Genomic DNA, 21,671 nt, shown 5'->3' with positions numbered 1-21,671 from the left:
TTAAAAACACTCGGATTTTGCCATCTTATAAAGATCGGTCAACCGATCAATAAACTGCTAAATGATCGGCATTACAGTCACTTGACTGGCTTTTTTATACCTATAGCTTAAATTCGATTCAGATTAGGCCTCTTCAGCTGTAATCTCAATTTCACCTTTGCCTTTGGTTTTTACAATAATCAAACCGGCAATGATCAAGGTTGATACAATACCTGCAACAGTCGAGATAGTCATAGGAAGACCTGCCCCTAGAGTTGGCGAGCTTAGTAAGAAGCTAATCACAACTGTGGTCATAAATATCGCTGGAGCAGTACAGATCCAGTGGAATTTATTATGACGAAGTAGATAAGCTGAAGCTGTCCATAACATCATAACGGCAGTGGCTTGGTTTGCTACACCGAAGTAGCGCCAAATAACACCAAAGTCGACTTGAGTCAGCAAAGCGCCAGCTGCAAACAATGGGATAGCAAACATTAAACGCTTTGGCAGTTCTGTTTGTGGCATCTTGAAAAACTCAGCCAAGATCAGACGTGCGCTACGGAAGGCTGTGTCACCAGAGGTAATCGGTAATACGATAACGCCTAATACTGCTAAGAATCCACCTACTGCGCCTAGAAGACCAGTTGACGCTTCATAAACCACGTTTGCAGGGTTACCCGCCATGCCAGCGTTTAGACCTTCAACACCCCCGAAGAATGATAATGCAATTGCACACCAGATCAGCGCGATAATACCTTCACCAATCATGGCGCCAAAAAACACGAAGCGGCCATTTGATTCGTTTTCAACACAGCGCGCCATTAGCGGTGACTGCGTTGCGTGGAAACCTGAAATAGCGCCACAAGCGATGGTAATAAACAGTGCAGGCCATAATGGCATATCGTTCGGGTTAAGGTTAGTTAGGAAGTCACCCACTTCAACGCCAGGTAATAAGCTGTGTTCGCTTGAAACGATTAATGCGATTGTCAGGCCGACAGACATAAACACTAATAGCGCACCAAAGAACGGGTATAAGCGACCAATAATCTTGTCTACTGGAACGATAGTTGCGATTAAATAATAGAAGAAGATGATGCCAACGAAAATGCTCAAATCCCAGCCTGTCAGCTTAGCTAAAAGTCCCGCAGGCGCTGAGATAAATACCACACCAACTAAAAGTAGTAAGATAATCGCAAACACGTTCATAAAGTGCTTAGCACCTTTACCTAGGTATTTACCGGCAAGGCTTGGTACTGACTCACCATTATTGCGAACTGATAGCATACCTGAAAAGTAATCGTGTACGGCACCTGCAAAAATACAACCGAGTACAATCCAAAGCATTGCCGCGGGGCCATAAAGAGCACCTAAGATAGGGCCAAAGATTGGGCCTACACCTGCAATATTGAGTAACTGAATAAGGTAAACTTTACCTTTTGACATAGGCACATAATCAACACCGTCAGTCTTGGTAAACGCAGGGGTTTGACGCTTTGCATTGATGCCAAACACTTTTTCGACAAATGCACCATAAATAAAATAGCCACCGATCAACAGACCGACACACAGAAAAAACCAGGTCATAATATTAACTCGCTCAACGTAGAATGGCTCGGAGTGTAAACATATTTATGACTTCAGAAAGTGGCAAATGGCTAAGCGGTCAAATAGCTAAGGTTAGCGGTAATATGCTGACCTTAGCGGTTGAACTTTTTATCTCTATTGTACGGAAGTGCTATTTATCTCAAGGCCTATTGAAAACCAAATAGTTGTTTTAGCTGCTTTAAATAGCGCCTTGATACAGGAACTTTGGCGCCTGAGCGTGTAGTGACTTCAGCGCCAGCTTCTTGGATTTCGATTTCAGCAATGGCTGATGGGGCAATTAAATACTGTCTGTGGCAGTAGAGTAATGAGGTTTTTTCGGCTAACACTCTTAATGTCATATGGGTATGAACAAGCTCATTGGCTGTCGCAACATGGACTCCGCTCATATCGCTGTAAATATACTGCACAGAATCTGTTGCAACGACCTTTAATTTGTTACCGCAAAAACAAGGAATATGCTCAAGTTTCTCACTGGTAATTGGGCTCAGTTGTTTTGGTGTCAGATCTTTACGTAATCGTGCCAAGGTATTAATAAAGCGAGTATCATCAATCGGCTTTAACAAGTAATCAAAGGCCTGCTTTTCGAAGGCTGTGATGGCATATTCATCAAAAGCCGTTACAAATACGATTCTAGGAAGATCATCGGGGTCGAGCATCGCTGCGAGTTCAAGCCCAGATATTTTAGGCATTTGAATATCTAAGAAGACCAGCTGTGGCTTTAATTTGGTTATGGCTTGTATCGCCTCTACGGCGTTACTACATTGAGCTAATATTTCAAAGTCTGGTTCATTCTCAAGGAGTATCGCCAGCTCATCTCTGGCATAGGGTTCATCGTCGACTATGATGCAGCTAATCATGGTTTATGCTCCTATTATCGGTAGATGAATACTGATAGTTGTGAATTTATTGGGCTCAAACTGAGCGTTAATACCAAACTGTGCGCCAAACATATTTTGAATACGTTTATCGACAATATTCATGCCTAAACCTTCGCTATTGGTTTTTGGCTGATAAAGCCCTGCATTATCTGTGACTGACAGTAGGATGGTGTCATCAGCTAATCGCTCACCTGTTACAGTGATCACACCCGGCTCCAGCATGTTTGAAGTGCCATGTTTTACCGCATTCTCAATAATGGGCTGTAGGGTAAAAGCTGGGAGCTTGTGATGGAGCAAAGGCTCTGGAATATCGATGTTAACTGTCAGCTTATCGATAAAACGCGCTTTCTCAATGGTTAAGTACGAATCGATGTGCTCAAGTTCATCGGCGATACTAATTAGCCCAGTAGTCCGCTTTAGATTGATCCGTAAAAACTGAGATAGATTTTGGATCAATTGGCGCGCCGTAGCGGGATCGCGGCGAATGATGGCTGCGATGGTATTTAATGCATTGAATAAAAAGTGCGGATTAACTTGTGCTTGTAAGAGTTTTAGTTCCGACTGAACTAATAGGTTTTGCTGCGCAGCAAAGCGCCCATAAAGGATCTGGTTTGATAATAGTCGTCCTAAGCCTTCGCCTAGGGTTCGGTTGATATTTAAAAATAGCTTCTTCTTGGGCTCATAAAGTTTGATCGTGCCGATAACTTTAGCATCAGATCTTAGTGGGATCACCAAGCAGGAACCTAGTTGGCAGTTGCCGGAAATAGAACATGAATAGGGCATGTTGACGCCATCTGCAAACATAACTCTGTCTTGCTCAATGGCATCTTGAGTCATTTTTGAAGAGATGGGGGTGCCAGCGATATGATGGTCATCGCCTATGCCGATAAAAGCTAGCAATTTATCGGTATCGGTAATCGCCACTGCACCAACTTGTGTTTCCTGTTTTACTATCTGTGCGACTTGTTTACTGGTTTCTTCATTAAAGCCAGTCGATAGAATACCTACGCTTCGTTCTGCAATGCGCAGAGATTGAGTTGAAAAAACCGATGACATCTTGTCGTACATGGCTTTTTGATCGCGGATAATACTCATAAATAATGCCGCGCCAATTGAATTGATAAGTAACATTGGCAGTGCAATTTGTTCAACCAGTATCCACGCATCACCAAATGGCTTTGCTACCGATAAAATAACCAACATCTGCATTACTTCAGCGGCAAACGTAATGATGCACACCATTAATGGAGAGTAGATTAATTCTTGATGGCCTATCTTGCGTAAATAATAGCTAAAAAGTCCCGCGGATAAACCCTCTAGTGTAGTTGATATGGCACATGCTAAGTCGGTAAAACCGCCCATACTGTAACGGTGTAAGCCGCCAGTAAGGCCAACGAGAAAACCTGTTACTGGCCCACCGAGTAAGCCACCCAACACGGCACCCATCGCTCGGGTATTAGCAATAGCATCATTAGTTTGCTCACCAAAGTAGGTAGCCATGATGCAAAAGCCTGAGAAAATGAAGTAGATATAGACTTTGTGAGGTAAACGAGTCGCCGCTTCGGTGAAGACTTTAAATAAGGGCGTTTTACTCACAAGGTAGACAATAACCATATACAGGCTCATCTGTTGTGTAAGTAACAAAATTAGCGACATGAAAGACTCACTTTAAATAGTAATGTGATTTTAGCTACAGAGGCTGGGTTATTATTGATGTCCCTGCCGCGGGATAGTTTACGCGGTTTATGCAAAATCAAATACTCAATATAATGTGCACTAAGCCTATTTTTCTACAAAAATTTAGTTGTAATGGCGTGAGTGCAAAGTAGGTCAAAGTTTTGTTATCTCAGATAGCGTATAAAGTGCTTAATATATACATCTTAATGTAGAGGCAATATGTCAGGATCTATTCATGGTCACCAAGTAATGGAGCTAATGCTTGCTCACGGTCAATCATTAACGAAAGAAGCGCTTAAAGCACTTATGCACAAAGAGTTTGGTGAGCAGGTTCATTATCATACATGCTCGGCTCAAGAGATGAATGCTGATGAATTAATTGCTTTTCTTGAGAAGAAGGGCAAGTTTATTCATTCTGAAAACGGTATAGAAACAGCTGCTGATAGGATTTGTAATCACTAGCTCTATGCTTTGAATAGACATTACATACTAAAAAGCCTGCTTATGCAGGCTTTTTAGTATGTAATACCGATTATTCGAGTGCGGTCACAATGGTTTACGCTTTGCTTTCACCACGCGCACTCTTCAACCCATAGAACTAAAATAACTGCAAAGCAACGTGAAAATGGCCATTATCTAAAGGCTGACAACGGCATACTTGACCCTTAATGGTATTTTCATTGTCTTTATCGTTATTAAAAGTAATAGCGATTAATGTACCAGTAGGCATCGCTTGCTGGCATTGAAGTAGGGCACCTTTTCGAGATAAATCGATGCAAATTGCCTCGGACGGCTTAGTTACAACGGTAACGTCGCTCTGCAGTGTAATAACGACTTTTTCGTTTTCCATATCAACCCGTGCAGAGTTGCGTCTCTCTTCCCGATAGCTTTCCATTTCTGCTCATCCTTTACCGCGTAGTTATGCCTCATCTTAAAGGGGACAATGAGATAATTAAAGTGATTATTACTAAGATGCAGTGAGACAAAGGGGGATGCTATACAAGATAGACGGCGATTAAAAAGATAACCGCAGCGGTTGTTGGGTGTTTTTATACTGATAGGTACTATTAGCGTTGACTGCTGATTAAATGTTACGTTAACGAGTCATTTGATGAAAGAATACCCGAAGCGTGGCTTCGGGCATGTGTATTATAAGTCGTCTTCTTTACGACGTGGGTAGGGCAATTTGAGCTGGCCCCATCGAATAATGATAACCGTTGCGGCAAGTATTAATGTGGCGACGGCAATACCCACAATTCTCCAATCATCCATGGCCTTCATATCTAAGATTAGATAACGGGCTAGTGCAACAATGGCAATATACAATGGCATACGGATGGGCAATTTACCTGATTCAGCGTAATGCGACACCATTGCCAATACTTCGAGATAAATAAACAACAATAATAGGTCGGCAAGTGCTACGGCACCAACCTCAAAGATGTGTTTAATTTCTTGGCCAATTGCCACAACTGTGGCGATTGCGATAATGATTAATACGAGATGTTCAATGGCTTTGATGCTTGTAATGCCATATTTTCGATACATTTTATCCATGATGCTCCCTAATGCAGTCGTTTGATAAAGGGTATCAGCAAATCAAAGAAATGTGACATTATCAATGTGACGTCATTCACAATTGCGTTTGAAAAACTTATTGGTTCTTCCCACTCTGTCACAGGCTGCTGTCAACTTCATAACAACTGCTATATTAACGAAGCTATTTAGTAAACATAGCAGCAAAATGGGTACACATGTCGTTGTTGTTATAGTGTTTAGGAAATAGCCTGCGGACGCTTTAATTCGCGGCGAAAAATGGGCATAAAAAAACCGCCTTAAAAAGACGGTTTTTATTATCAACTTAAGATGAATTAACGCTTAAGTGCTTCGCTCAATAGTGGGCGGAATGTCTTAACAAGTGCAGTGGTCGTCTTTGGAGTACCAGCAACAATGTTACCTGACACTAGGTAGTTGTGATTACCAGTAAAGTCAGTAACAGTACCGCCAGCTTCACGTACGATTAGATCGCCAGCAGCGATATCCCATGGCTTAAGACCAATTTCAAAGAAACCATCTAAACGGCCAGCAGCAAGGTATGCAAGATCAAGTGCTGCAGAACCGCCACGACGTAGGTCAGCAGACTGAGCAAATACAGCTGCAAACAGCTTCATGTAAGTTTCTGTGTGTTGCTTAGCTTTGAATGGGAAACCAGTACCAATAATAGTTTCGCTTAATTCATTGTTCTTAACACGGATGCGGAAATCGTTAAGTTTAGCGAATTTACCACGAACAGCAGAGAACAACTCGTCACGAATAGGATCGTAAACAACAGCGACTTCGGTTTTACCTTTAAACTGCATCGCGATAGATACAGCAAAGTGAGGAATACCTCTTACGAAGTTATTAGTGCCATCCAGAGGGTCAACAATCCATACGTAATCTTTATTAGTTCCTTTGTTCTCACCAGTCTCTTCACCAATAATAGTGTGGTCTGGGTAAGCTTTGCGGATCTGATACGTGATTGCAGCTTCAGCTTCCTTGTCTACGTTAGTTACGTAGTCGTTAACACCTTTCGAGGTGACTTCTATACGGTCTAGTTCCGCATAGGCGCGGACAATAGTTTGGCCGGCAGCGCGAGCAGCGCGCACAGCAATGGTATGCATTGGAAGCATTGCAAATCCCCTGGATGTAAAAGAACGGATATAAATTATCGGAGGCGGATTATACCCGATTTGACGGTTATATCAAATGCTGATTTTTGTATAAGCAAAATGAGTCGCTTGTGGTAACATTCTTTCACGTGTTCTCTCAGAAAAATAAGTAGTTTCATGCTCAGCAATATTCGCGTCGTTCTTGTCGGTACTTCCCACCCAGGGAATATAGGTTCTACAGCCCGTGCTATGAAAACCATGGGGTTATCCACTTTATATCTTGCTGAGCCAAAGGTTGAGCCAGATGGTCATTCGATCGCGTTAGCGGCTGGTGCATCGGATATTCTAAAGCATGCGATTACCGTAGGCTCAGTAGAAGAAGCCATTGCAGATTGTAGCTTAGTGATTGCAACAAGTGCTCGTAGCCGTACCTTAGACTGGCCGATGCTTGAGCCACGTGAAGCGGGTGAGAAATTAGTCGGCTCAGCATTAACCGGCCCTGTAGCTATCGTGTTTGGACGTGAAAATAACGGCCTAACGAATGAAGAGCTACAGCGCTGTGATTATCATGTTGCTATTCCTGCTAACCCAGAATACACCTCATTGAACCTGGCACAAGCAGTGCAGATTATCTGTTATGAGGCACGGGTAGCCCATCTTGCGCAAGTGCAAAGTAGCGCAGAGCCTGTTCAAACTGTTGATAGTGAGGACACTCTAGTTGATTTTCCATCATCAAAAGAGCGTGAAAACTTCTATGAGCACTTAGAAAATACATTACTAGCCACTAACTTTATTGTTAAAAACCATCCTGGCCATGTAATGATGAAGTTACGTCGTTTATTTAGCCGTACGCGTATTGAGCGTCAAGAGATGAACATCTTGCGCGGGATATTGACCTCGATTGATAAAGTCGTTGCCAAAAATGAGACCAAAGATAAGTAAACAGCGTTAAGCAAAGGAAGTAGCTAAATGGGTGTTATCGCAAGATTGAAAGACGACATAGCCTCTATTTACCATAGAGATCCTGCAGCAAACGGGACGATTGAAATTTTATTCAATTACCCGGGAATGCAGGCAATTTGGATCCACAGGGTGAGCCATAAACTCTGGGTCAGAAATTGGCGACTTTCGGCGCGATGTTTATCCACTTTCTCTCGATGGTTAACGGGTGTAGAAATACACCCTGGAGCGACCATTGGTGATCGCTTCTTTATTGATCATGGTATGGGAGTTGTGATTGGTGAAACGGCTAATATTGGCAACGACTGTACGCTATACCATGGGGTAACGTTAGGTGGTACAACTTGGCAATCAGGTAAGCGCCACCCAACTTTAGGTAATAATGTGGTGATCGGTGCGGGGGCTAAGGTCTTAGGACCTATCACTATGAATGACGGCGCACGCGTTGGTTCCAATTCTGTAGTGGTTAAAGATGTTCCTGCTGATACCACAGTGGTGGGAATTCCTGGCCGCGTCGTTGCGTCGCCATCCGCTCAGTCTAAAGAGACATCCCAGCGCCGCACTGAAATGGCTAAAAAGTATGGTTTCGATGCCTACGCGGTATCGCCAGATAATCCTGATCCGGTTGCTAATGCTATTGGTCAAATGTTAGATCATATGCATTTGATGGACTCTAAAGTTCAAGAAGTCTGCCAGGCTGTACAAACTTTGGGCGGAAGCGTCTGTACTGAAAAATTACCAGAGCTCGATGTGGAAGATTTTAATGATGCAGAAATTGCGGCAGCGCAGAAGCGTCAGAAGTCTTTAGATGAGTTTGATCCCATTATCTAGAATAATGTGCGTTTAAAATCTTAAATGTCATTGAATCTTGCCTAATAAACAGGTTAAATACCCCAGCAAAATGACGGGGTATTTAGTTCCTGTCATGATCCTATTAATACTTGACCAAATTGCTAGGCTTTATACTTGACTAAAACAGTCAGGTATGTTGAAATTAGTCTATGCTTTTTTGGGAGACGTAGTAGCATGAAACTTACATCGAAAGGTCGGTACGCAGTAACTGCAATGTTAGACGTTGCCATGCATTCAACTAATGGTCCTGTGCCATTGGCCGATATTTCCGAGCGTCAAGGGATCTCTCTATCTTACCTCGAACAACTCTTTGCAAAACTCAGAAAAAATGGTTTGGTTTCTAGTGTCCGTGGACCTGGTGGTGGATATCGCCTAGGTACAGATGCTTGCGACATTTCCGTTGGAATGGTTGTACGTGCGGTTGATGAGTCCGTCGATGCAACGCGCTGCCAAGGTCAAGGTAATTGCCAGAGTGGAACCCGATGTTTAACCCATTCGCTTTGGGGAGATTTAAGCAATCAGATCTCTGATTTCTTAAATGGCATATCGTTAGCAGGATTGATGCATAAAAGAGATGTGCAGTTTATCTCCGTTAAACAAGATAAATTGCAGCAGGAGCAAAGACTAAGCATTTAGCCGTCTTTGTTATGAATATAAAAATTATTTTTTGTACGTTGTAAGTGGTCTCTACTCGAGGCTACAAAGTACGGAGTGTGTGATGAAGCTACCTATTTATTTAGATTATGCTGCGACGACGCCAGTTGACCCTCGCGTTGCAGAGAAAATGATGCAGTGCCTGACAATGGACGGCATTTTCGGTAATCCAGCGTCTCGTTCTCACCGTTACGGTTGGCAAGCTGAAGAGGCTGTTGATATTGCTCGTAACCAAGTCGCTGATTTGATTAACGCTGATCCACGTGAAATCGTGTTTACTTCAGGTGCGACTGAGTCTGACAACCTAGCAATTAAAGGTGTTGCTCACTTCTATCATAAGAAGGGTAAACACATCATCACCAGCAAGACTGAACACAAAGCCGTGTTAGATACTTGTCGTCAGCTTGAGCGTGAAGGTTACGAAGTGACTTACCTTCAACCTGAGCCAAGTGGTCTAATTCCAGTTGCTATGATTGAAGCCGCTATGCGTGAAGACACTATTTTAGTGAGTATCATGCAAGTGAATAACGAAATCGGTGTGATTCAAGATATCGATGCAATTGGTGAGCTTTGCCGTTCACGTAAAATTATATTCCACGTTGATGCAGCGCAAAGCGCGGGTAAATTACCTATCGACGTGCAAACGACTAAAGTCGATTTGATGTCTATTTCTGGTCACAAAATGTATGGCCCTAAAGGTATTGGCGCACTTTATGTCAGCCGTAAACCTCGTATCCGTCTAGAAGCGGCTATGCATGGTGGTGGACATGAGCGTGGTATGCGTAGTGGTACACTTGCGACTCATCAAATTGTGGGTATGGGTGAAGCAGCAGCCGTTGCTAAAGCCGATATGGATGTGGATAACCAGCGTATTCGTCGCTTACGTGACAAACTATGGAATGGTATCAATCATATTGAAGAAACCTATATCAATGGTGATATGGAAAACAGATATTGCGGTAGCCTAAATGTGAGTTTCAACTTCGTTGAAGGTGAATCATTGATGATGGCGCTAAAAGATTTAGCTGTATCGTCTGGATCAGCCTGTACTTCTGCAAGCTTAGAGCCAAGCTATGTTCTACGTGCTCTAGGACTTAATGATGAAATGGCTCATAGCTCAATTCGATTCTCAATCGGGCGTTTTACAACTGATGAAGAAATCGACCATGCAATAGAAACGATTAAAGAATCTATTGGTAATTTAAGGGAAATGTCGCCGCTTTGGGAAATGTTCAAAGACGGTATCGATCTGGACTCAGTCCAGTGGGCACATCACTAACCTTAACTTAATTCACGAATAGATAAATTGGAGTAGTATCATGGCTTATAGCGAAAAAGTAATCGATCATTATGAAAACCCGCGTAACGTTGGCTCATTTGATAAAAACGACCCTTCAGTTGTGACCGGAATGGTCGGTGCACCAGCTTGTGGTGACGTAATGAAGCTGCAACTGCGCATCGACGACAACGGTATTATCGAAGACGCTAAGTTCAAAACTTACGGTTGCGGCAGCGCGATCGCTTCTAGCTCACTAGTAACAGAGTGGGTAAAAGGCAAAACCGTTGATGAAGCGTTAGCGATTAAGAATACTGATATTGCAGAAGAGCTTGCTTTACCACCAGTCAAAATCCATTGTTCTATCTTGGCTGAAGATGCGATTAAAGCCGCTCTAGATGAGTACAAAACAAAGCAATCTAAGTAATACCTGGAGTTAAGATGGCAATTAGTATCACTCCCGCTGCGGCTGAACGTGTTAGAAGTTTTTTAACCAGCCGTGGCAAAGGTTTAGGCTTACGTCTAGGGCTTAAGACATCAGGTTGTTCTGGTATGGCTTATGTACTGGAGTTTGTTGATGACCTGAATGACGACGATGAGCTCTATGATATCGATGGTGTGAAAATCATCATCGATGCCAAAAGCTTTATCTATCTTCAAGGGATTGAGTTGGACTTTGTTAAAGAAGGTCTAAACGAAGGTTTCCAATTTAATAACCCTAATGCGAAAGGTGAATGTGGCTGCGGTGAGAGTTTTACCGTATAAGCTATTAAAAGTTAAACTATGAATTATTTCGAGCTGTTTAGTTTACTTCCTTCCTATGATGTCGACACCGCCTTACTTGCAGAACGCTATCGCGATCTGCAAAGGGCGGTTCATCCCGACAAATTTGCTAACGCAAGTGAGCAAGATAAACGTCTTTCTGTGCAGCGCACAGCGCAAATCAATGATGCTTTTCAAACACTCAAGAACCCCATTCAAAGAGCTGAGCACTTGCTTGCATTGAAAGGGCTAGAGTTAAGTCACGAGTCTACAACATTAAAAGATACCCAATTTTTAATGCAACAGATGGAGTGGCGAGAATCACTTGAAGACATTAGCCATAGTAATAATCCAGATGACGAGATCGCCGCGCTTTACGACTCTTTTGAGCAATACGCGAAACAGATCACAGCAGACCTAAAAGTGATGCTGGTGAGTGATCTTGAAGCTGACCATTTGCAGGCAGCAGATCAAATTCGTAAACTCAAGTTTATGGCAAAATTACAAGACGAGTTGACCAGAATTGAAGACGCGTTCTTAGATTAGTCAGCTGGGTTAATTTTATAATATTGTTGGCTCAAGTTGTTGAGCCAACATTTTTTTAAGTTGGATATATATGGCACTTTTGCAGATAGCAGAGCCTGGACAGAGCGCTGCTCCCCACCAACATCGTCTCGCTGTTGGAATAGATTTAGGCACCACTAACTCACTTGTTGCTGCGGTACGTAGCGGCGTGGCGAATACGTTACCAGACGAAGATTCACAGCATTCATTGCCTTCTGTCGTCCGTTATACCCAAGAGGCTGTGATGGTAGGGCGCGAAGCTGAAGCTTTTTCAGCTCAAGATCCGCAAAATACCATAGTGTCAGTAAAACGTTTTATGGGACGTAGTCTCGACGATATTCAATCGGGCGAGCAATCATTTGCTTATTCTTTTGAAGCAAGCGATAACGGCTTACCGATTTTTGTGACCCCTCAAGGTAAAGTTAATCCTGTCCAAGTCTCTGCAGAGATTTTAAAGCCGCTGGTTGCGCGTGCAGAGTCGACACTTGGTGGTACCCTAGAAGGCGTGGTGATCACTGTTCCTGCATATTTTGATGATGCGCAGCGCCAAGGTACTAAAGATGCTGCATCGCTCACAGGCGTTAAAGTATTACGTCTGTTGAATGAGCCTACCGCGGCAGCAATTGCTTACGGCTTAGACAGTGGTCAAGAGGGGGTGATTGCGGTTTATGATCTCGGTGGCGGTACATTTGATATCTCAATTTTACGTTTAAACAAAGGCGTATTTGAGGTGTTGGCAACGGGTGGTGACTCAGCATTGGGTGGTGATGATTTTGATCATCTTTTGCAGGCTTACTTTATCGCGCAGTGGCAGTTATCTGATATTAGCGCAAGCTTAAACCGTAAACTGCAGATCGAAGCACGCCGCGTTAAAGAGGCGCTAACAGAGTCTGATACAACCCAGGCAACAGTGACTGATGATCAGGGACAAGGGCTTTCTTTGACTGTTACTCGTGAGCAGTTTGACAGCTTGATTAGTCAATTAGTTAAGAAAACCGTCAGCAGCTGTCGCCGTGCACTACGTGATGCTGGCGTCAGCAGCGATGAAGTGCTGGAAACTGTGATGGTTGGTGGCTCTACTCGCGTACCTTTGGTGCGCAACGAAGTTGCAAGCTTTATGGGAAAAACGCCGTTAACCTCTATTGATCCCGACCGCGTCGTTGCGATTGGCGCAGCTATTCAAGCTGATATTTTGGTCGGTAATAAGCCTGAATCAGACCTATTACTGCTCGATGTTATCCCGTTATCACTGGGTATCGAAACCATGGGCGGATTAGTGGAAAAGGTGGTTTCACGTAATACCACTATTCCGGTCGCTCGAGCACAAGAGTTTACAACGTTTAAAGACGGTCAAACGGCGATGGCATTCCACGTGGTACAAGGGGAGCGAGAGTTAGTGGCAGATTGCCGTTCACTTGCTAGATTTACCCTTAAAGGTATTCCACCTCTTGCTGCAGGTGCTGCGCATATTCGGGTGACCTTTCAAGTTGATGCCGACGGCTTACTTAGCGTGACGGCTATGGAAAAATCAACGGGTGTAAAAACCACGATACAAGTTAAGCCATCATTTGGCCTAAGTGATCAAGAAATTGGCAGCATGCTAAAAGACTCAATGGCAAACGCCAAAGATGACATTACACGTCGCATGCTGGCTGAAAAACAAGTAGAAGCGGCTCGCGTTCTTGAGTCATTGAGTTCAGCTCTAAATAAAGACAGCGACTTATTGACTACAGATGAACGTGAAGTGATCCAAGCCAATATGGCCTTGTTGGCTCAGGTAGCTAGCGAAGGCGATGCTGACGCGATAGAAGCCGCTATCGAAACACTAGATACAGCGACGCAGGACTTTGCTGCTAAGCGTATGGATAATTCAATACGACTCGCTCTAAAAGGGCAGTCGGTTGACAATATATAGGTAAGGTTATGCCACAAATTGTATTTTTACCCCATCAAGAGTTATGCCCAGACGGAGCTGTAGTTGAAGCAAACGAAGGCGAAACCGTTTTAGATGTTGCACTGCGCAACGGTATTCATATCGAACACGCATGTGAGAAATCGTGCGCTTGCACGACTTGCCACGTAGTGATCCGTGAAGGCTTTGACGAACTTGAAGAAAGTGATGAGCTTGAAGATGACATGCTTGATAAAGCATGGGGCTTAGAGCCTGAAAGCCGTCTTTCTTGCCAAGCAAAAGTGCCTGCTTCAGATATCGTCGTCGATATTCCTAAATACACGATTAATATGGTTAGCGAAGGTTAGTCCCGCTAACAATCGATATTAAAAATATGTATTTATTAAAAGCCAGTAGCGAGCTACTGGCTTTTTTGTTTCTGAGTTTTAGTGCTTCATATGCAGGGTTAACAAGCTTAAAACCTAGCTCAACTATGCTTTCACTCATTGCGAGCAGCATTGTGCTTTATGTTCTCTACATAGATTAAGGCGTGTTCTCTATTTATGGTGCTCAGGTGCTGCGAATGGCATTTATGCACGCTTATATCGATTTAGGAAGCTAAGTAACGCGTTAGCCGTTACCGAGGGTGCAAAAGCCGAGGAGCAATGCATGACCTTACACAGCAGTCCAAAATATCGATGAGCGAACACATCTTTATAAGGATAGGTATTATACTGATGATATGACTGTTGAAAGGAGAGCGACAATGAAGCTTAAATGGATAGATTCTTTAGAGATTGCACTGTATTTGATTGATAAGTATCCCGGTGTTGATCCTGAGACGGTCCGCTTCACGGATCTCAATGAGTGGGTGTTAGCTTTAGACTGTTTTGATGATGATCCTAACCATTGTAACGAGCGTGTGCTTGAAGCTATTCAGGCCAATTGGATAGCAGAAAAATGAGACGAATTGTCTCAAGAATTGTAGAAAGTGTGATCTAAGTCGTATCTGCTTGGGTTGGTGGCTACAAAGGTACTTAGCTTTGATCCGTATCAAATGTATTCTCATAATTTGCTTTAATTTAGAACAGTGCTCGTAATTGAGTTGGCGCAAGTCACGAAATTAAACAAATTATAAAAAGGGATGTTAGCATGCGTAAGTTACTATTATTAACAGCAATAATTTTATCACCAATGACAGCTTTTGCTCATGAAGGTCATGGCGGGGTAGGCCTTTTCCATCATTTTATGGATTTAGCACCTGCATTGGGATTATTAGCCGTGATTGCGGCTGGCTTCATTTGGGTTAAAAGGCGTAAGTAACCGTCCCTAGTGCGACTGGTTAAAGACGTTAGCCAGTCGCTTTAAAGATGCTAATTTATTCAAGTTATTAGGTTAAGCACGCGCAAAAGTGTGACGCAGTCGCTTGTTCTTAATTTCGATACAAGACTTATCTCAACAAGATAGCAGCTTAAGGGTAGGCAATAGGCCTATAATTTCGTATAATCCGCGCGAAAATTAAAACCCCCTATACATAAGAAGGAAGCTTTTCATGGCTATCGAACGTACTTTTTCTATCATTAAGCCTGATGCTGTTGCAAAAAATCACATTGGCGCTATCTACAACCGTTTTGAAACGGCTGGCCTGAAAATCATCGCTTCTAAAATGGTACACCTAAGCAAAGAGCAAGCTGAAGGTTTCTACGCTGAGCACAGTGAGCGTCCTTTCTTTGGTGCACTAGTTGCATTCATGACTTCTGGTCCTATCATGGTCCAAACTCTTGAAGGCGAGAACGCTGTTCTAGCACACCGTGAAATCTTAGGTGCTACAAATCCAGCTGAAGCGGCTGAAGGCACTATTCGTGCTGATTTCGCAGAAAGCATCGATGAGAACGCTGCTCATGGTTCTGACTCAGTTGCATCTGCTGAGCGTGAAGTTGCTTACTTCTTCAGCACTGAAGAGTTATGCCCACGCACTCGTTAATTCGAACGCGTACATAAAGGAGCCTTAAGGCTCCTTTTTTTTGCCTACTAAAACTAAGTAGGGCTTAATATAATACCCATTCGCTGTAGTAGTTTATCCCTTTCTTTTGTTAACCATCTTGTTTAACTTCTTACTTGTTACTTCATCGCTTTTAGTCATTCATCGATGCGACGCGTTTCCTGACTCCCTAAGTATAAACGACATACTTTAGGTCTCGGTAAATAATCGTCTAATTAATAAAGTGTGTTTATTAACCAATAAATTCTCAAGTCGGGTAGGTTTAGTTTGTTTTTTGTTAAATGACACGTTTAAATAACACTGATTTAAATTAAACCTTAGATACATGATGAATTAATTGTTAATTATATGTGATTTTTTTGGTGTGAATGTTTTTGTTTTGCTATTGCTTTAAATAACAGCGGTCAAAGTCCGAGTTTTAGTGTTTTAAGCCTTATTATGTTGTTTTTATCTTCAGCTTTGATTTATTTTCGAGCGGTTGCATAATGTTTGCTGTTAATAATTTGTTAACATTTGAAATGATGGTTGATACATGTTCTTATCAAAACTAGTACGCATCAAAATTATTCTAAAGCACTGTTTTTGCTTATTTTTAATTGCTTTCTATTTATATGTTTAAGTGTGCTTGTATCAATTGATATCATTCGCGTTATTTTTATGTAATGACTATTGACTTAAAGGTTAAATTTTAACAGTATTTACTGCGAAGTAATTAACTTCCTTTTAAAGAATAATAAATATATCAGTTTCAGTTTTTAACATTCTGGGATTTGAGGGGATAAATATGAACTCAGTAACCTTAACCGCAAAAGCAATACGTCGTAGCTTTATTGCAGCAGCAGCGACAAGTGTAGCCTTATCTGGATTTGCATTTGCAGAAGAAGCCAGTGCAGATAATACAGCAGAAAATAAAGTAGAACGTATTCAAGTTACTGGATCACGTATTAAACGTGCAGATATGGAATCTGCAAGTCCGGTAACTGTTATTGATGCTTCAGCCATTATTGCATCAGGTGCAACATCGATTGATGATGTCTTGCAAAATATGACCGTATCTGGCGGAGCGATGACCAATGCCGCGGTTAACAATGGCTCTGGTGGTAATGCGCGCGTTAATTTACGTGGTCTAGGCTCAGAGCGTACTTTAGTACTGGTCAATGGTCGCCGTATGATTGCATCGGGTACTGGCGCAGCTTCATCTGTTGATTTGAACACTATCCCTGTTTCGATGATCCAACGCGTTGAAGTACTTAAAGATGGTGCTTCTGCAGTTTACGGCACAGATGCTATTGCCGGTGTTGTAAACGTGATTCTTAAGCGTGATTTTGATGGTTTTGAGATGAATGTACAAACTGGTGTTACTGGCCAGGGTGATGCTGATGAATCAAGTGTGGATTTCACCATAGGTAATACCTTTGATAAGGGTAATGTTGTTATCAATGCGCAGTACACTAAGCGCGGCGATGCTAGCCAAGCTGACCGTAGCTTCTCGGAATGCCCTATTACTGAAACTTCAGACGGTAGCGAGCTTTATTGTGGCGGAAGCTCATACTCTGAAGGTGGCCATATCTGGGGCGATTCACACCATGATCTTGTCGGTTCTGGAGAAGATGGAGAATATAAGGTAGGTGACTCAGGTTACTACGGTCACTATGTTGCGGGTGATGATGGCAAGGCTAAGTTTGAATACTTCGATGACAATGTTACTGAAGCCAACTTAAGTGGTCGTGGCGGTGAATATCATGATTTCACTAATGATGATAAATATAATTACTCAGAAGACAGTTACCTTTCTACGCCAATGGAGCGTTTGAATCTATCTTTCTCAGGTACGTATGAGCTTTCAGATTCAATCATGTTTTTTTCAGAAGCAATGTACTCAAAGCGTTGGTCTGAACAGCAAATGGCACCGCAGCCAATTTGGAATGACACGGCTTGGGCATATGATTCATCTTGGATGACAGATGACCTAGTTGGTCTAGTGCAAGAAGGCGAAAAATTAGATTACGGTCGCCGCGTGGTAGAATCAGGTACACGTAACTTCTCACAGGTTGTCGATACTGTGCGTCTTGTTGTCGGTCTTGAGGGCGAGTTCGACAATGGTTGGACTTGGGATGCTTCTTACAACAAGGGTAAGAACGATTCTGTTGATACATTAGCTAATCTGCACAATCTGGGTTCTATCAACGATGCAGTATTAGCTAAAGAGTTCGATCCGTTTAGCCAAGACTCTTGGGTCGGTGAAAGTATAGAGCCTTTTATCTACACTGAAATTAACAGTGGTGGTAGTGAACTCGATGTAATGGCTGCGACGCTTTCTGGTGAAATAATGGATTTACCAGCTGGTACTCTTGGTTTTGCTGCCGGTTATGAATATCGTAAAGAGTCGGCGCATTACACGCCTGATTCGTTGACTTCACAAGGTCTAGCAAATGATCCACGTCAAGAAGCTACAGCAGGTTCTTTTGATGTGAATGAAGTTTATGCTGAATTGGCTATACCTCTACTTAGCGATCTGCCTATGGCGCAGCAAGTGGATTTAAGTGCGGCAATTCGTTACTTTGATTACAGTACATTTGGTTCTGATAATACGTGGAAACTTGGCTTAACTTGGCGCGTAATTGATGATCTAATGCTTCGAGGCGTAATGTCTACGGCGTTCCGTGCACCGACTGTAAGCGAGCTATATGGTGGTAAGTCACCTTCATTCGATCAAATTAAGCATGAAGCAACAGAGCAGACACAGGCAGAAGTCACCGTAGGTGGTAATCCTGATTTAACTCCAGAAGAAGCAGATATCACTACCCTTGGTTTGGTATATTCACCAAGTTTTGTTGAAGGTCTGTCTTTAACACTTGATTACTATAATATTGAAATCACTAATACTATTACCGCAGTTGATTCAAACTACATTGCTAACCAGTGTATGGATGCAACGGGTAATAAAATTAATAACGATACAGCACTTTGTCAGTCAGCGAATATCGCAATTGATGGTACGGGTCGTATTTCGTTTGATAATGGTTTACAGAACTTAGGTCAAACTAATACAGCAGGCTACGATATTAATTTGGCGTATACCTTCGAAGGTTTAGGTCTAGACTGGAAAGCTGGCTTAGATACGTCAATTATTGATAAGTATGAAGAATTTGACCAAGATGGTGTTGCTATTGATTACCTTGGCTTTATCACTAGTGGCTCAGGTTCATATGCAAAATTGAAGACTAACTTTAACCTTACTGCGACTGGTGATGGCTGGAGTACTACATACGAAGCTCGTTATATCGACGGTATGGATTCATTCTCATGTAAAGATGATCCATCTGAATGTTATGCACCAAGTGTAGATAGCGTAATTTACCACGATCTATCGGCAAATTATGATTTGACGAACACGATTCGCTTATCGGGCGGTGTGAATAACATTTTTGACGAACAGCCTCCTTACTACTCTGGTAACAATGACTCAAACACAGATCCGTACACTTATGATGTATTAGGTCGCTTCTTCTTCGTAAGAGCAAGTGTGAAGTTCTAAGCTCTTAATCGTAATAGTTCGCTATTACCTTCGAGATAACAAAAAACCTCCTTAATTAGGAGGTTTTTTTATGGCTGGCTTTTGGTAATGCTAGCCAGTGACTTATCCCGCTATGTTAGTGGTTAAGTCTGAGTTCTTGCCTATGTTGGCGGCTAAAGTGGCCGCTGCAATCGATACAGCGCTGCTCTAAAGGATCTCTGGCTAATTGCTCAGCTTCGATTTGACTTTCACAATCGCTACACACACCGTACAAGCCTATTTCAAGCTGACAACGAGCGGCATCTAGGCGCATCAACTTAAAAAATAATGGATGATCGCATAAGTGAACCTCTGTCATTATTTGAATGAGTTCACAAAGAGAATAATTATGCTGGTCCATTAGCGTGGCTTGCATCTCGGGGAGTGCACCAATCTTGACTCTTAGTTCCGATTCTATATCGGATAAGGTTTGTTTGACTTGGTTTGTACTCACTTAGGTTGCCTACAATTATTGACTTTAAGGCTAGTTAGTCTAAACATGCAGTCATATTTCGTCATGATAGAGATCAATTCCGCGCTATATTTTGCTATTTTTGTGGCGTAAATAGCACTTAACATTGATCTAGTCAGGTAGTTTGGCGCGAGCGAGCTTCAGCACTTGAATGATTTCTTCTGCATTTTTAAAGACTCTAAGCTCTCGAAATAGTTCGTCAGCTTCACTATATTGACGATTTAAATAGCCAAACCATTGCTTGATCCGAGCAGGATAATAGGTGCTTTTTCTGCCTTCTAATTCACGGTCAGTGTATTCAAGCATAAGATCGAGTGATTGCTGCCAAGTATAAGGTTTATCGCCTTTTATACTCGCGGCCAAATTAGGTAGCGATATTGCGCCGCGTCCAACCATGATGCTGTCGCAACCAGTGACGTCCATGCACCGCTGTGCATCTTGCTGGTTCCAGATCTCACCGTTTGCAATAACCGGGATCGGTAACTTAGCATTTATATCTGCAATATATTCCCAGTAAGCTGGTGGCTTATAACCATCAACTTTACTCCGAGCATGCACTGCAAGTTCACTCGCCCCAGCTTCATAAATGGCTAAAGCATTTTCCATATACAGTGACTTATCGTTAAAACCGAGGCGTATTTTAGCTGTAACAGGTTGCTCATTGGGCACCGCATCACGCATGGCTTTAACGACGTTATAAAGCTGTTCAGGGTATTGCAACATGACCGCACCGCCATTGCTGCGGTTGACCATTTTAGCTGGGCAGCCAAAGTTCACATCAACCCCTCTTGAACCAAGCTCTACGGCTCTGATGGCATTTTCCGCCATCCAACCTGGTTCTTGTCCAAGTAATTGAACACGAACGGGCGTCCCAGAGAGTGTTTGCCCGCCTGAAAGTAATTCAGGGCAGAGACGATAAAAGACCTTTTCCGGTAAAAGTTGGTCCACGACGCGGACAAATTCTGTGACCATAAGATCATAAGGGTTGATTGCTGAGAGGATCTCTCGCATTAAATCGTCAACAACGCCTTCCATAGGCGCCAAAATTATTCGCACTGACTTGTCCAACATATCGATATTTCGAGGCGCTGCATTCTACCTCATACCCAACAGTCATCCAAATAGACAGGCTATCTTTATCGGAGATAAAAGTACGATTATTCCGTGCCGCACATAATGTTAACGGCTTGTTGTCGTGGTCGTGAGCTTTATTTGTTAAATATTTTAAGTGAAATTACTGATAAAAAAGCGTTAAGCATCGCAATATCAATTGATTTCATCATGCTAATTATTTGCACTATCAGCTTTTATGGGTCATAAATGTGATAGTTGTAGTAAAAATGAAATTATATTGTTGGTTGGCAGGTCTAGTTAAGCAAGCCAGCAAAATGCTTTGTTGGTAACCAATACAAAATTGAGTAAGTAAAAGGATTAAATTATGAAATTAGTAAATAAAACTGCAATCACTGTCGCTGTAGGTGCTGTTGTAATGGGAAGTGCACTAACTGCTAGTGTACAAGCAAGTCCATTTGGTTATAGTGAAATGCAAGCTGGTTACCAACTGCTAGAAGGCGAAGGTAAGTGCGGTGAAGGTAAATGTGGCGCCGAGAAGAAAAATGCCAAAGAGGGCAAATGCGGTGAAGGTAAGTGTGGCGGCGACAAAATGAAAGCCAAAGAAGGCAAGTGTGGTGAAGGTAAGTGTGGCGCTGACAAAATGAAAGCCAAAGAAGGCAAGTGCGGTGAAGGTAAATGTGGCGGCGACAAAATGAAAGCCAAAGAAGGTAAGTGCGGCGCTGACAAAAAAGCCAAAGAAGGCAAGTGCGGCGGGGATAAGTAATCTGCAATCGGCATATACACCATAGATATAAATAATTCCGGGTCAGCAGTTGCTG

At 42.6% G+C, this 21,671-nt stretch carries 23 protein-coding genes; 15 read left to right on the top strand and 8 right to left on the bottom strand.

Annotated elements, in window-relative coordinates; translation table 11 throughout:
* Nucleotides 1–123: 123 nt before the first annotated feature.
* The 3 genes from ACVBIK_RS17835 to ACVBIK_RS17825 form a co-directional block, all read right to left on the bottom strand.
* Nucleotides 124–1,563 (bottom strand): carbon starvation CstA family protein, encoded by a 1,440-nt coding sequence (locus ACVBIK_RS17835; protein WP_447162467.1) that lies wholly within the window; start codon nucleotides 1,561–1,563, stop codon nucleotides 124–126.
* A gap of 167 nt (nucleotides 1,564–1,730) precedes the next feature.
* Nucleotides 1,731–2,441, bottom strand: coding sequence for a two-component system response regulator BtsR (btsR, locus tag ACVBIK_RS17830; RefSeq protein ID WP_447170208.1), 711 nt, complete (start codon nucleotides 2,439–2,441; stop codon nucleotides 1,731–1,733).
* A 3-nt stretch (nucleotides 2,442–2,444) separates the two neighbouring features.
* Nucleotides 2,445–4,118 (bottom strand): LytS/YhcK type 5TM receptor domain-containing protein, encoded by a 1,674-nt coding sequence (locus ACVBIK_RS17825; protein ID WP_447163437.1) that lies wholly within the window; start codon nucleotides 4,116–4,118, stop codon nucleotides 2,445–2,447.
* 240 nt (nucleotides 4,119–4,358) lie between these two features.
* On the opposite strand from ACVBIK_RS17825, the gene ACVBIK_RS17820 reads away from it, so the two are divergent.
* Nucleotides 4,359–4,601 (top strand): YecH family metal-binding protein, encoded by a 243-nt coding sequence (locus ACVBIK_RS17820; protein ID WP_447162464.1) that lies wholly within the window; start codon nucleotides 4,359–4,361, stop codon nucleotides 4,599–4,601.
* A gap of 136 nt (nucleotides 4,602–4,737) precedes the next feature.
* Here ACVBIK_RS17820 and ACVBIK_RS17815 read toward each other — a convergent pair whose 3' ends face one another.
* The 3 genes from ACVBIK_RS17815 to suhB form a co-directional block, all read right to left on the bottom strand.
* On the bottom strand, nucleotides 4,738–5,034 hold the full coding sequence (locus tag ACVBIK_RS17815) for a PilZ domain-containing protein (protein ID WP_447163436.1): 297 nt from the start codon (nucleotides 5,032–5,034) through the stop codon (nucleotides 4,738–4,740).
* Between the two features lie 254 nt (nucleotides 5,035–5,288).
* Nucleotides 5,289–5,696 carry a phosphate-starvation-inducible protein PsiE gene (locus tag ACVBIK_RS17810; protein ID WP_447162462.1) on the bottom strand — a complete coding sequence of 136 codons (408 nt, stop codon included), beginning with the start codon at nucleotides 5,694–5,696 and terminating at the stop codon, nucleotides 5,289–5,291.
* 314 nt (nucleotides 5,697–6,010) lie between these two features.
* Nucleotides 6,011–6,811 carry an inositol-1-monophosphatase gene (gene suhB, locus ACVBIK_RS17805; protein ID WP_447162119.1) on the bottom strand — a complete coding sequence of 267 codons (801 nt, stop codon included), beginning with the start codon at nucleotides 6,809–6,811 and terminating at the stop codon, nucleotides 6,011–6,013.
* Nucleotides 6,812–6,967: 156 nt separating this feature from the next.
* Between suhB and trmJ the strand changes: the two genes are divergently transcribed.
* From trmJ to ACVBIK_RS17740, 13 genes are all read left to right on the top strand, one after another.
* A complete protein-coding gene (gene trmJ, locus ACVBIK_RS17800; protein ID WP_447162118.1) occupies nucleotides 6,968–7,732 on the top strand; it encodes a tRNA (cytosine(32)/uridine(32)-2'-O)-methyltransferase TrmJ in 765 nt (254 codons plus the stop codon).
* A gap of 27 nt (nucleotides 7,733–7,759) precedes the next feature.
* Complete coding sequence (cysE, locus tag ACVBIK_RS17795) at nucleotides 7,760–8,581, top strand: serine O-acetyltransferase (RefSeq protein ID WP_447162117.1); 822 nt, start codon at nucleotides 7,760–7,762, stop codon at nucleotides 8,579–8,581.
* Nucleotides 8,582–8,776: 195 nt separating this feature from the next.
* Nucleotides 8,777–9,238 carry a Fe-S cluster assembly transcriptional regulator IscR gene (gene iscR / locus ACVBIK_RS17790; RefSeq protein ID WP_220770735.1) on the top strand — a complete coding sequence of 154 codons (462 nt, stop codon included), beginning with the start codon at nucleotides 8,777–8,779 and terminating at the stop codon, nucleotides 9,236–9,238.
* Nucleotides 9,239–9,320: 82 nt separating this feature from the next.
* Nucleotides 9,321–10,535, top strand: a complete 1,215-nt coding sequence (locus ACVBIK_RS17785) for an IscS subfamily cysteine desulfurase (RefSeq protein ID WP_447170207.1) — start codon at nucleotides 9,321–9,323, stop codon at nucleotides 10,533–10,535.
* 40 nt (nucleotides 10,536–10,575) lie between these two features.
* The gene (iscU, locus tag ACVBIK_RS17780) at nucleotides 10,576–10,959 is read left to right on the top strand and encodes a Fe-S cluster assembly scaffold IscU (RefSeq protein ID WP_447162115.1); all 384 of its coding nucleotides are present in this window, start codon (nucleotides 10,576–10,578) and stop codon (nucleotides 10,957–10,959) included.
* Nucleotides 10,960–10,973: 14 nt separating this feature from the next.
* The gene (gene iscA / locus ACVBIK_RS17775; RefSeq protein ID WP_447162114.1) at nucleotides 10,974–11,297 is read left to right on the top strand and encodes an iron-sulfur cluster assembly protein IscA; all 324 of its coding nucleotides are present in this window, start codon (nucleotides 10,974–10,976) and stop codon (nucleotides 11,295–11,297) included.
* Nucleotides 11,298–11,315: 18 nt separating this feature from the next.
* A complete protein-coding gene (hscB, locus tag ACVBIK_RS17770) occupies nucleotides 11,316–11,840 on the top strand; it encodes a co-chaperone HscB (protein ID WP_447162113.1) in 525 nt (174 codons plus the stop codon).
* 70 nt (nucleotides 11,841–11,910) lie between these two features.
* The gene (gene hscA / locus ACVBIK_RS17765; RefSeq protein ID WP_447163435.1) at nucleotides 11,911–13,773 is read left to right on the top strand and encodes a Fe-S protein assembly chaperone HscA; all 1,863 of its coding nucleotides are present in this window, start codon (nucleotides 11,911–11,913) and stop codon (nucleotides 13,771–13,773) included.
* Nucleotides 13,774–13,781: 8 nt separating this feature from the next.
* The gene (gene fdx, locus ACVBIK_RS17760; protein ID WP_447162111.1) at nucleotides 13,782–14,117 is read left to right on the top strand and encodes an ISC system 2Fe-2S type ferredoxin; all 336 of its coding nucleotides are present in this window, start codon (nucleotides 13,782–13,784) and stop codon (nucleotides 14,115–14,117) included.
* Nucleotides 14,118–14,515: 398 nt separating this feature from the next.
* The gene (iscX, locus tag ACVBIK_RS17755) at nucleotides 14,516–14,713 is read left to right on the top strand and encodes a Fe-S cluster assembly protein IscX (protein ID WP_447162110.1); all 198 of its coding nucleotides are present in this window, start codon (nucleotides 14,516–14,518) and stop codon (nucleotides 14,711–14,713) included.
* 188 nt (nucleotides 14,714–14,901) lie between these two features.
* Nucleotides 14,902–15,072 carry a hypothetical protein gene (locus tag ACVBIK_RS17750; RefSeq protein ID WP_447162109.1) on the top strand — a complete coding sequence of 57 codons (171 nt, stop codon included), beginning with the start codon at nucleotides 14,902–14,904 and terminating at the stop codon, nucleotides 15,070–15,072.
* Nucleotides 15,073–15,301: 229 nt separating this feature from the next.
* Nucleotides 15,302–15,733: a nucleoside-diphosphate kinase gene (ndk, locus tag ACVBIK_RS17745; RefSeq protein WP_447162108.1), complete on the top strand. Its 432-nt coding sequence runs from the start codon at nucleotides 15,302–15,304 to the stop codon at nucleotides 15,731–15,733.
* An 802-nt stretch (nucleotides 15,734–16,535) separates the two neighbouring features.
* Nucleotides 16,536–19,289: a TonB-dependent receptor plug domain-containing protein gene (locus ACVBIK_RS17740; protein WP_447170206.1), complete on the top strand. Its 2,754-nt coding sequence runs from the start codon at nucleotides 16,536–16,538 to the stop codon at nucleotides 19,287–19,289.
* Nucleotides 19,290–19,404: 115 nt separating this feature from the next.
* Here ACVBIK_RS17740 and ACVBIK_RS17735 read toward each other — a convergent pair whose 3' ends face one another.
* On the bottom strand, nucleotides 19,405–19,761 hold the full coding sequence (locus ACVBIK_RS17735; protein ID WP_447162106.1) for a TraR/DksA family transcriptional regulator: 357 nt from the start codon (nucleotides 19,759–19,761) through the stop codon (nucleotides 19,405–19,407).
* A 129-nt stretch (nucleotides 19,762–19,890) separates the two neighbouring features.
* Complete coding sequence (gene dusC, locus ACVBIK_RS17730; protein ID WP_447163432.1) at nucleotides 19,891–20,835, bottom strand: tRNA dihydrouridine(16) synthase DusC; 945 nt, start codon at nucleotides 20,833–20,835, stop codon at nucleotides 19,891–19,893.
* 382 nt (nucleotides 20,836–21,217) lie between these two features.
* Here dusC and ACVBIK_RS17725 point away from each other — a divergent pair, with 382 nt between their 5' ends.
* A complete protein-coding gene (locus ACVBIK_RS17725; RefSeq protein ID WP_447162104.1) occupies nucleotides 21,218–21,616 on the top strand; it encodes an HvfA family oxazolone/thioamide-modified RiPP metallophore in 399 nt (132 codons plus the stop codon).
* The last annotated feature ends 55 nt before the right edge of the window (nucleotides 21,617–21,671 follow it).

It is taken from the genome of Shewanella sp. 125m-1, assembly GCF_052977065.1.
The sequence above is the reverse complement of the archived record's forward strand: the minus strand, read 5'-3'. Positions and strand labels throughout refer to the sequence as shown.

Excerpts from the sequence above, each read along its gene's own strand:
- ACVBIK_RS17815 (WP_447163436.1), bottom strand. The coding sequence starts at position 5,034 with ATGGAAAGCTATCGGGAAGAGAGACGCAACTCTGCACGGGTTGATATG.
- ACVBIK_RS17825 (WP_447163437.1), bottom strand. The coding sequence starts at position 4,118 with ATGTCGCTAATTTTGTTACTTACACAACAGATGAGCCTGTATATGGTT.
- ACVBIK_RS17750 (WP_447162109.1), top strand. The coding sequence starts at position 14,902 with ATGCGTAAGTTACTATTATTAACAGCAATAATTTTATCACCAATGACA.
- hscB (WP_447162113.1), top strand. The coding sequence starts at position 11,316 with ATGAATTATTTCGAGCTGTTTAGTTTACTTCCTTCCTATGATGTCGAC.
- ACVBIK_RS17785 (WP_447170207.1), top strand. The coding sequence starts at position 9,321 with ATGAAGCTACCTATTTATTTAGATTATGCTGCGACGACGCCAGTTGAC.
- iscU (WP_447162115.1), top strand. The coding sequence starts at position 10,576 with ATGGCTTATAGCGAAAAAGTAATCGATCATTATGAAAACCCGCGTAAC.
- ACVBIK_RS17725 (WP_447162104.1), top strand. The coding sequence starts at position 21,218 with ATGAAATTAGTAAATAAAACTGCAATCACTGTCGCTGTAGGTGCTGTT.
- ndk (WP_447162108.1), top strand. The coding sequence starts at position 15,302 with ATGGCTATCGAACGTACTTTTTCTATCATTAAGCCTGATGCTGTTGCA.
- trmJ (WP_447162118.1), top strand. The coding sequence starts at position 6,968 with ATGCTCAGCAATATTCGCGTCGTTCTTGTCGGTACTTCCCACCCAGGG.
- ACVBIK_RS17835 (WP_447162467.1), bottom strand. The coding sequence starts at position 1,563 with ATGACCTGGTTTTTTCTGTGTGTCGGTCTGTTGATCGGTGGCTATTTT.
- fdx (WP_447162111.1), top strand. The coding sequence starts at position 13,782 with ATGCCACAAATTGTATTTTTACCCCATCAAGAGTTATGCCCAGACGGA.
- hscA (WP_447163435.1), top strand. The coding sequence starts at position 11,911 with ATGGCACTTTTGCAGATAGCAGAGCCTGGACAGAGCGCTGCTCCCCAC.
- iscX (WP_447162110.1), top strand. The coding sequence starts at position 14,516 with ATGAAGCTTAAATGGATAGATTCTTTAGAGATTGCACTGTATTTGATT.
- ACVBIK_RS17740 (WP_447170206.1), top strand. The coding sequence starts at position 16,536 with ATGAACTCAGTAACCTTAACCGCAAAAGCAATACGTCGTAGCTTTATT.
- btsR (WP_447170208.1), bottom strand. The coding sequence starts at position 2,441 with ATGATTAGCTGCATCATAGTCGACGATGAACCCTATGCCAGAGATGAG.
- iscR (WP_220770735.1), top strand. The coding sequence starts at position 8,777 with ATGAAACTTACATCGAAAGGTCGGTACGCAGTAACTGCAATGTTAGAC.
- ACVBIK_RS17820 (WP_447162464.1), top strand. The coding sequence starts at position 4,359 with ATGTCAGGATCTATTCATGGTCACCAAGTAATGGAGCTAATGCTTGCT.
- cysE (WP_447162117.1), top strand. The coding sequence starts at position 7,760 with ATGGGTGTTATCGCAAGATTGAAAGACGACATAGCCTCTATTTACCAT.
- suhB (WP_447162119.1), bottom strand. The coding sequence starts at position 6,811 with ATGCTTCCAATGCATACCATTGCTGTGCGCGCTGCTCGCGCTGCCGGC.
- iscA (WP_447162114.1), top strand. The coding sequence starts at position 10,974 with ATGGCAATTAGTATCACTCCCGCTGCGGCTGAACGTGTTAGAAGTTTT.
- ACVBIK_RS17810 (WP_447162462.1), bottom strand. The coding sequence starts at position 5,696 with ATGGATAAAATGTATCGAAAATATGGCATTACAAGCATCAAAGCCATT.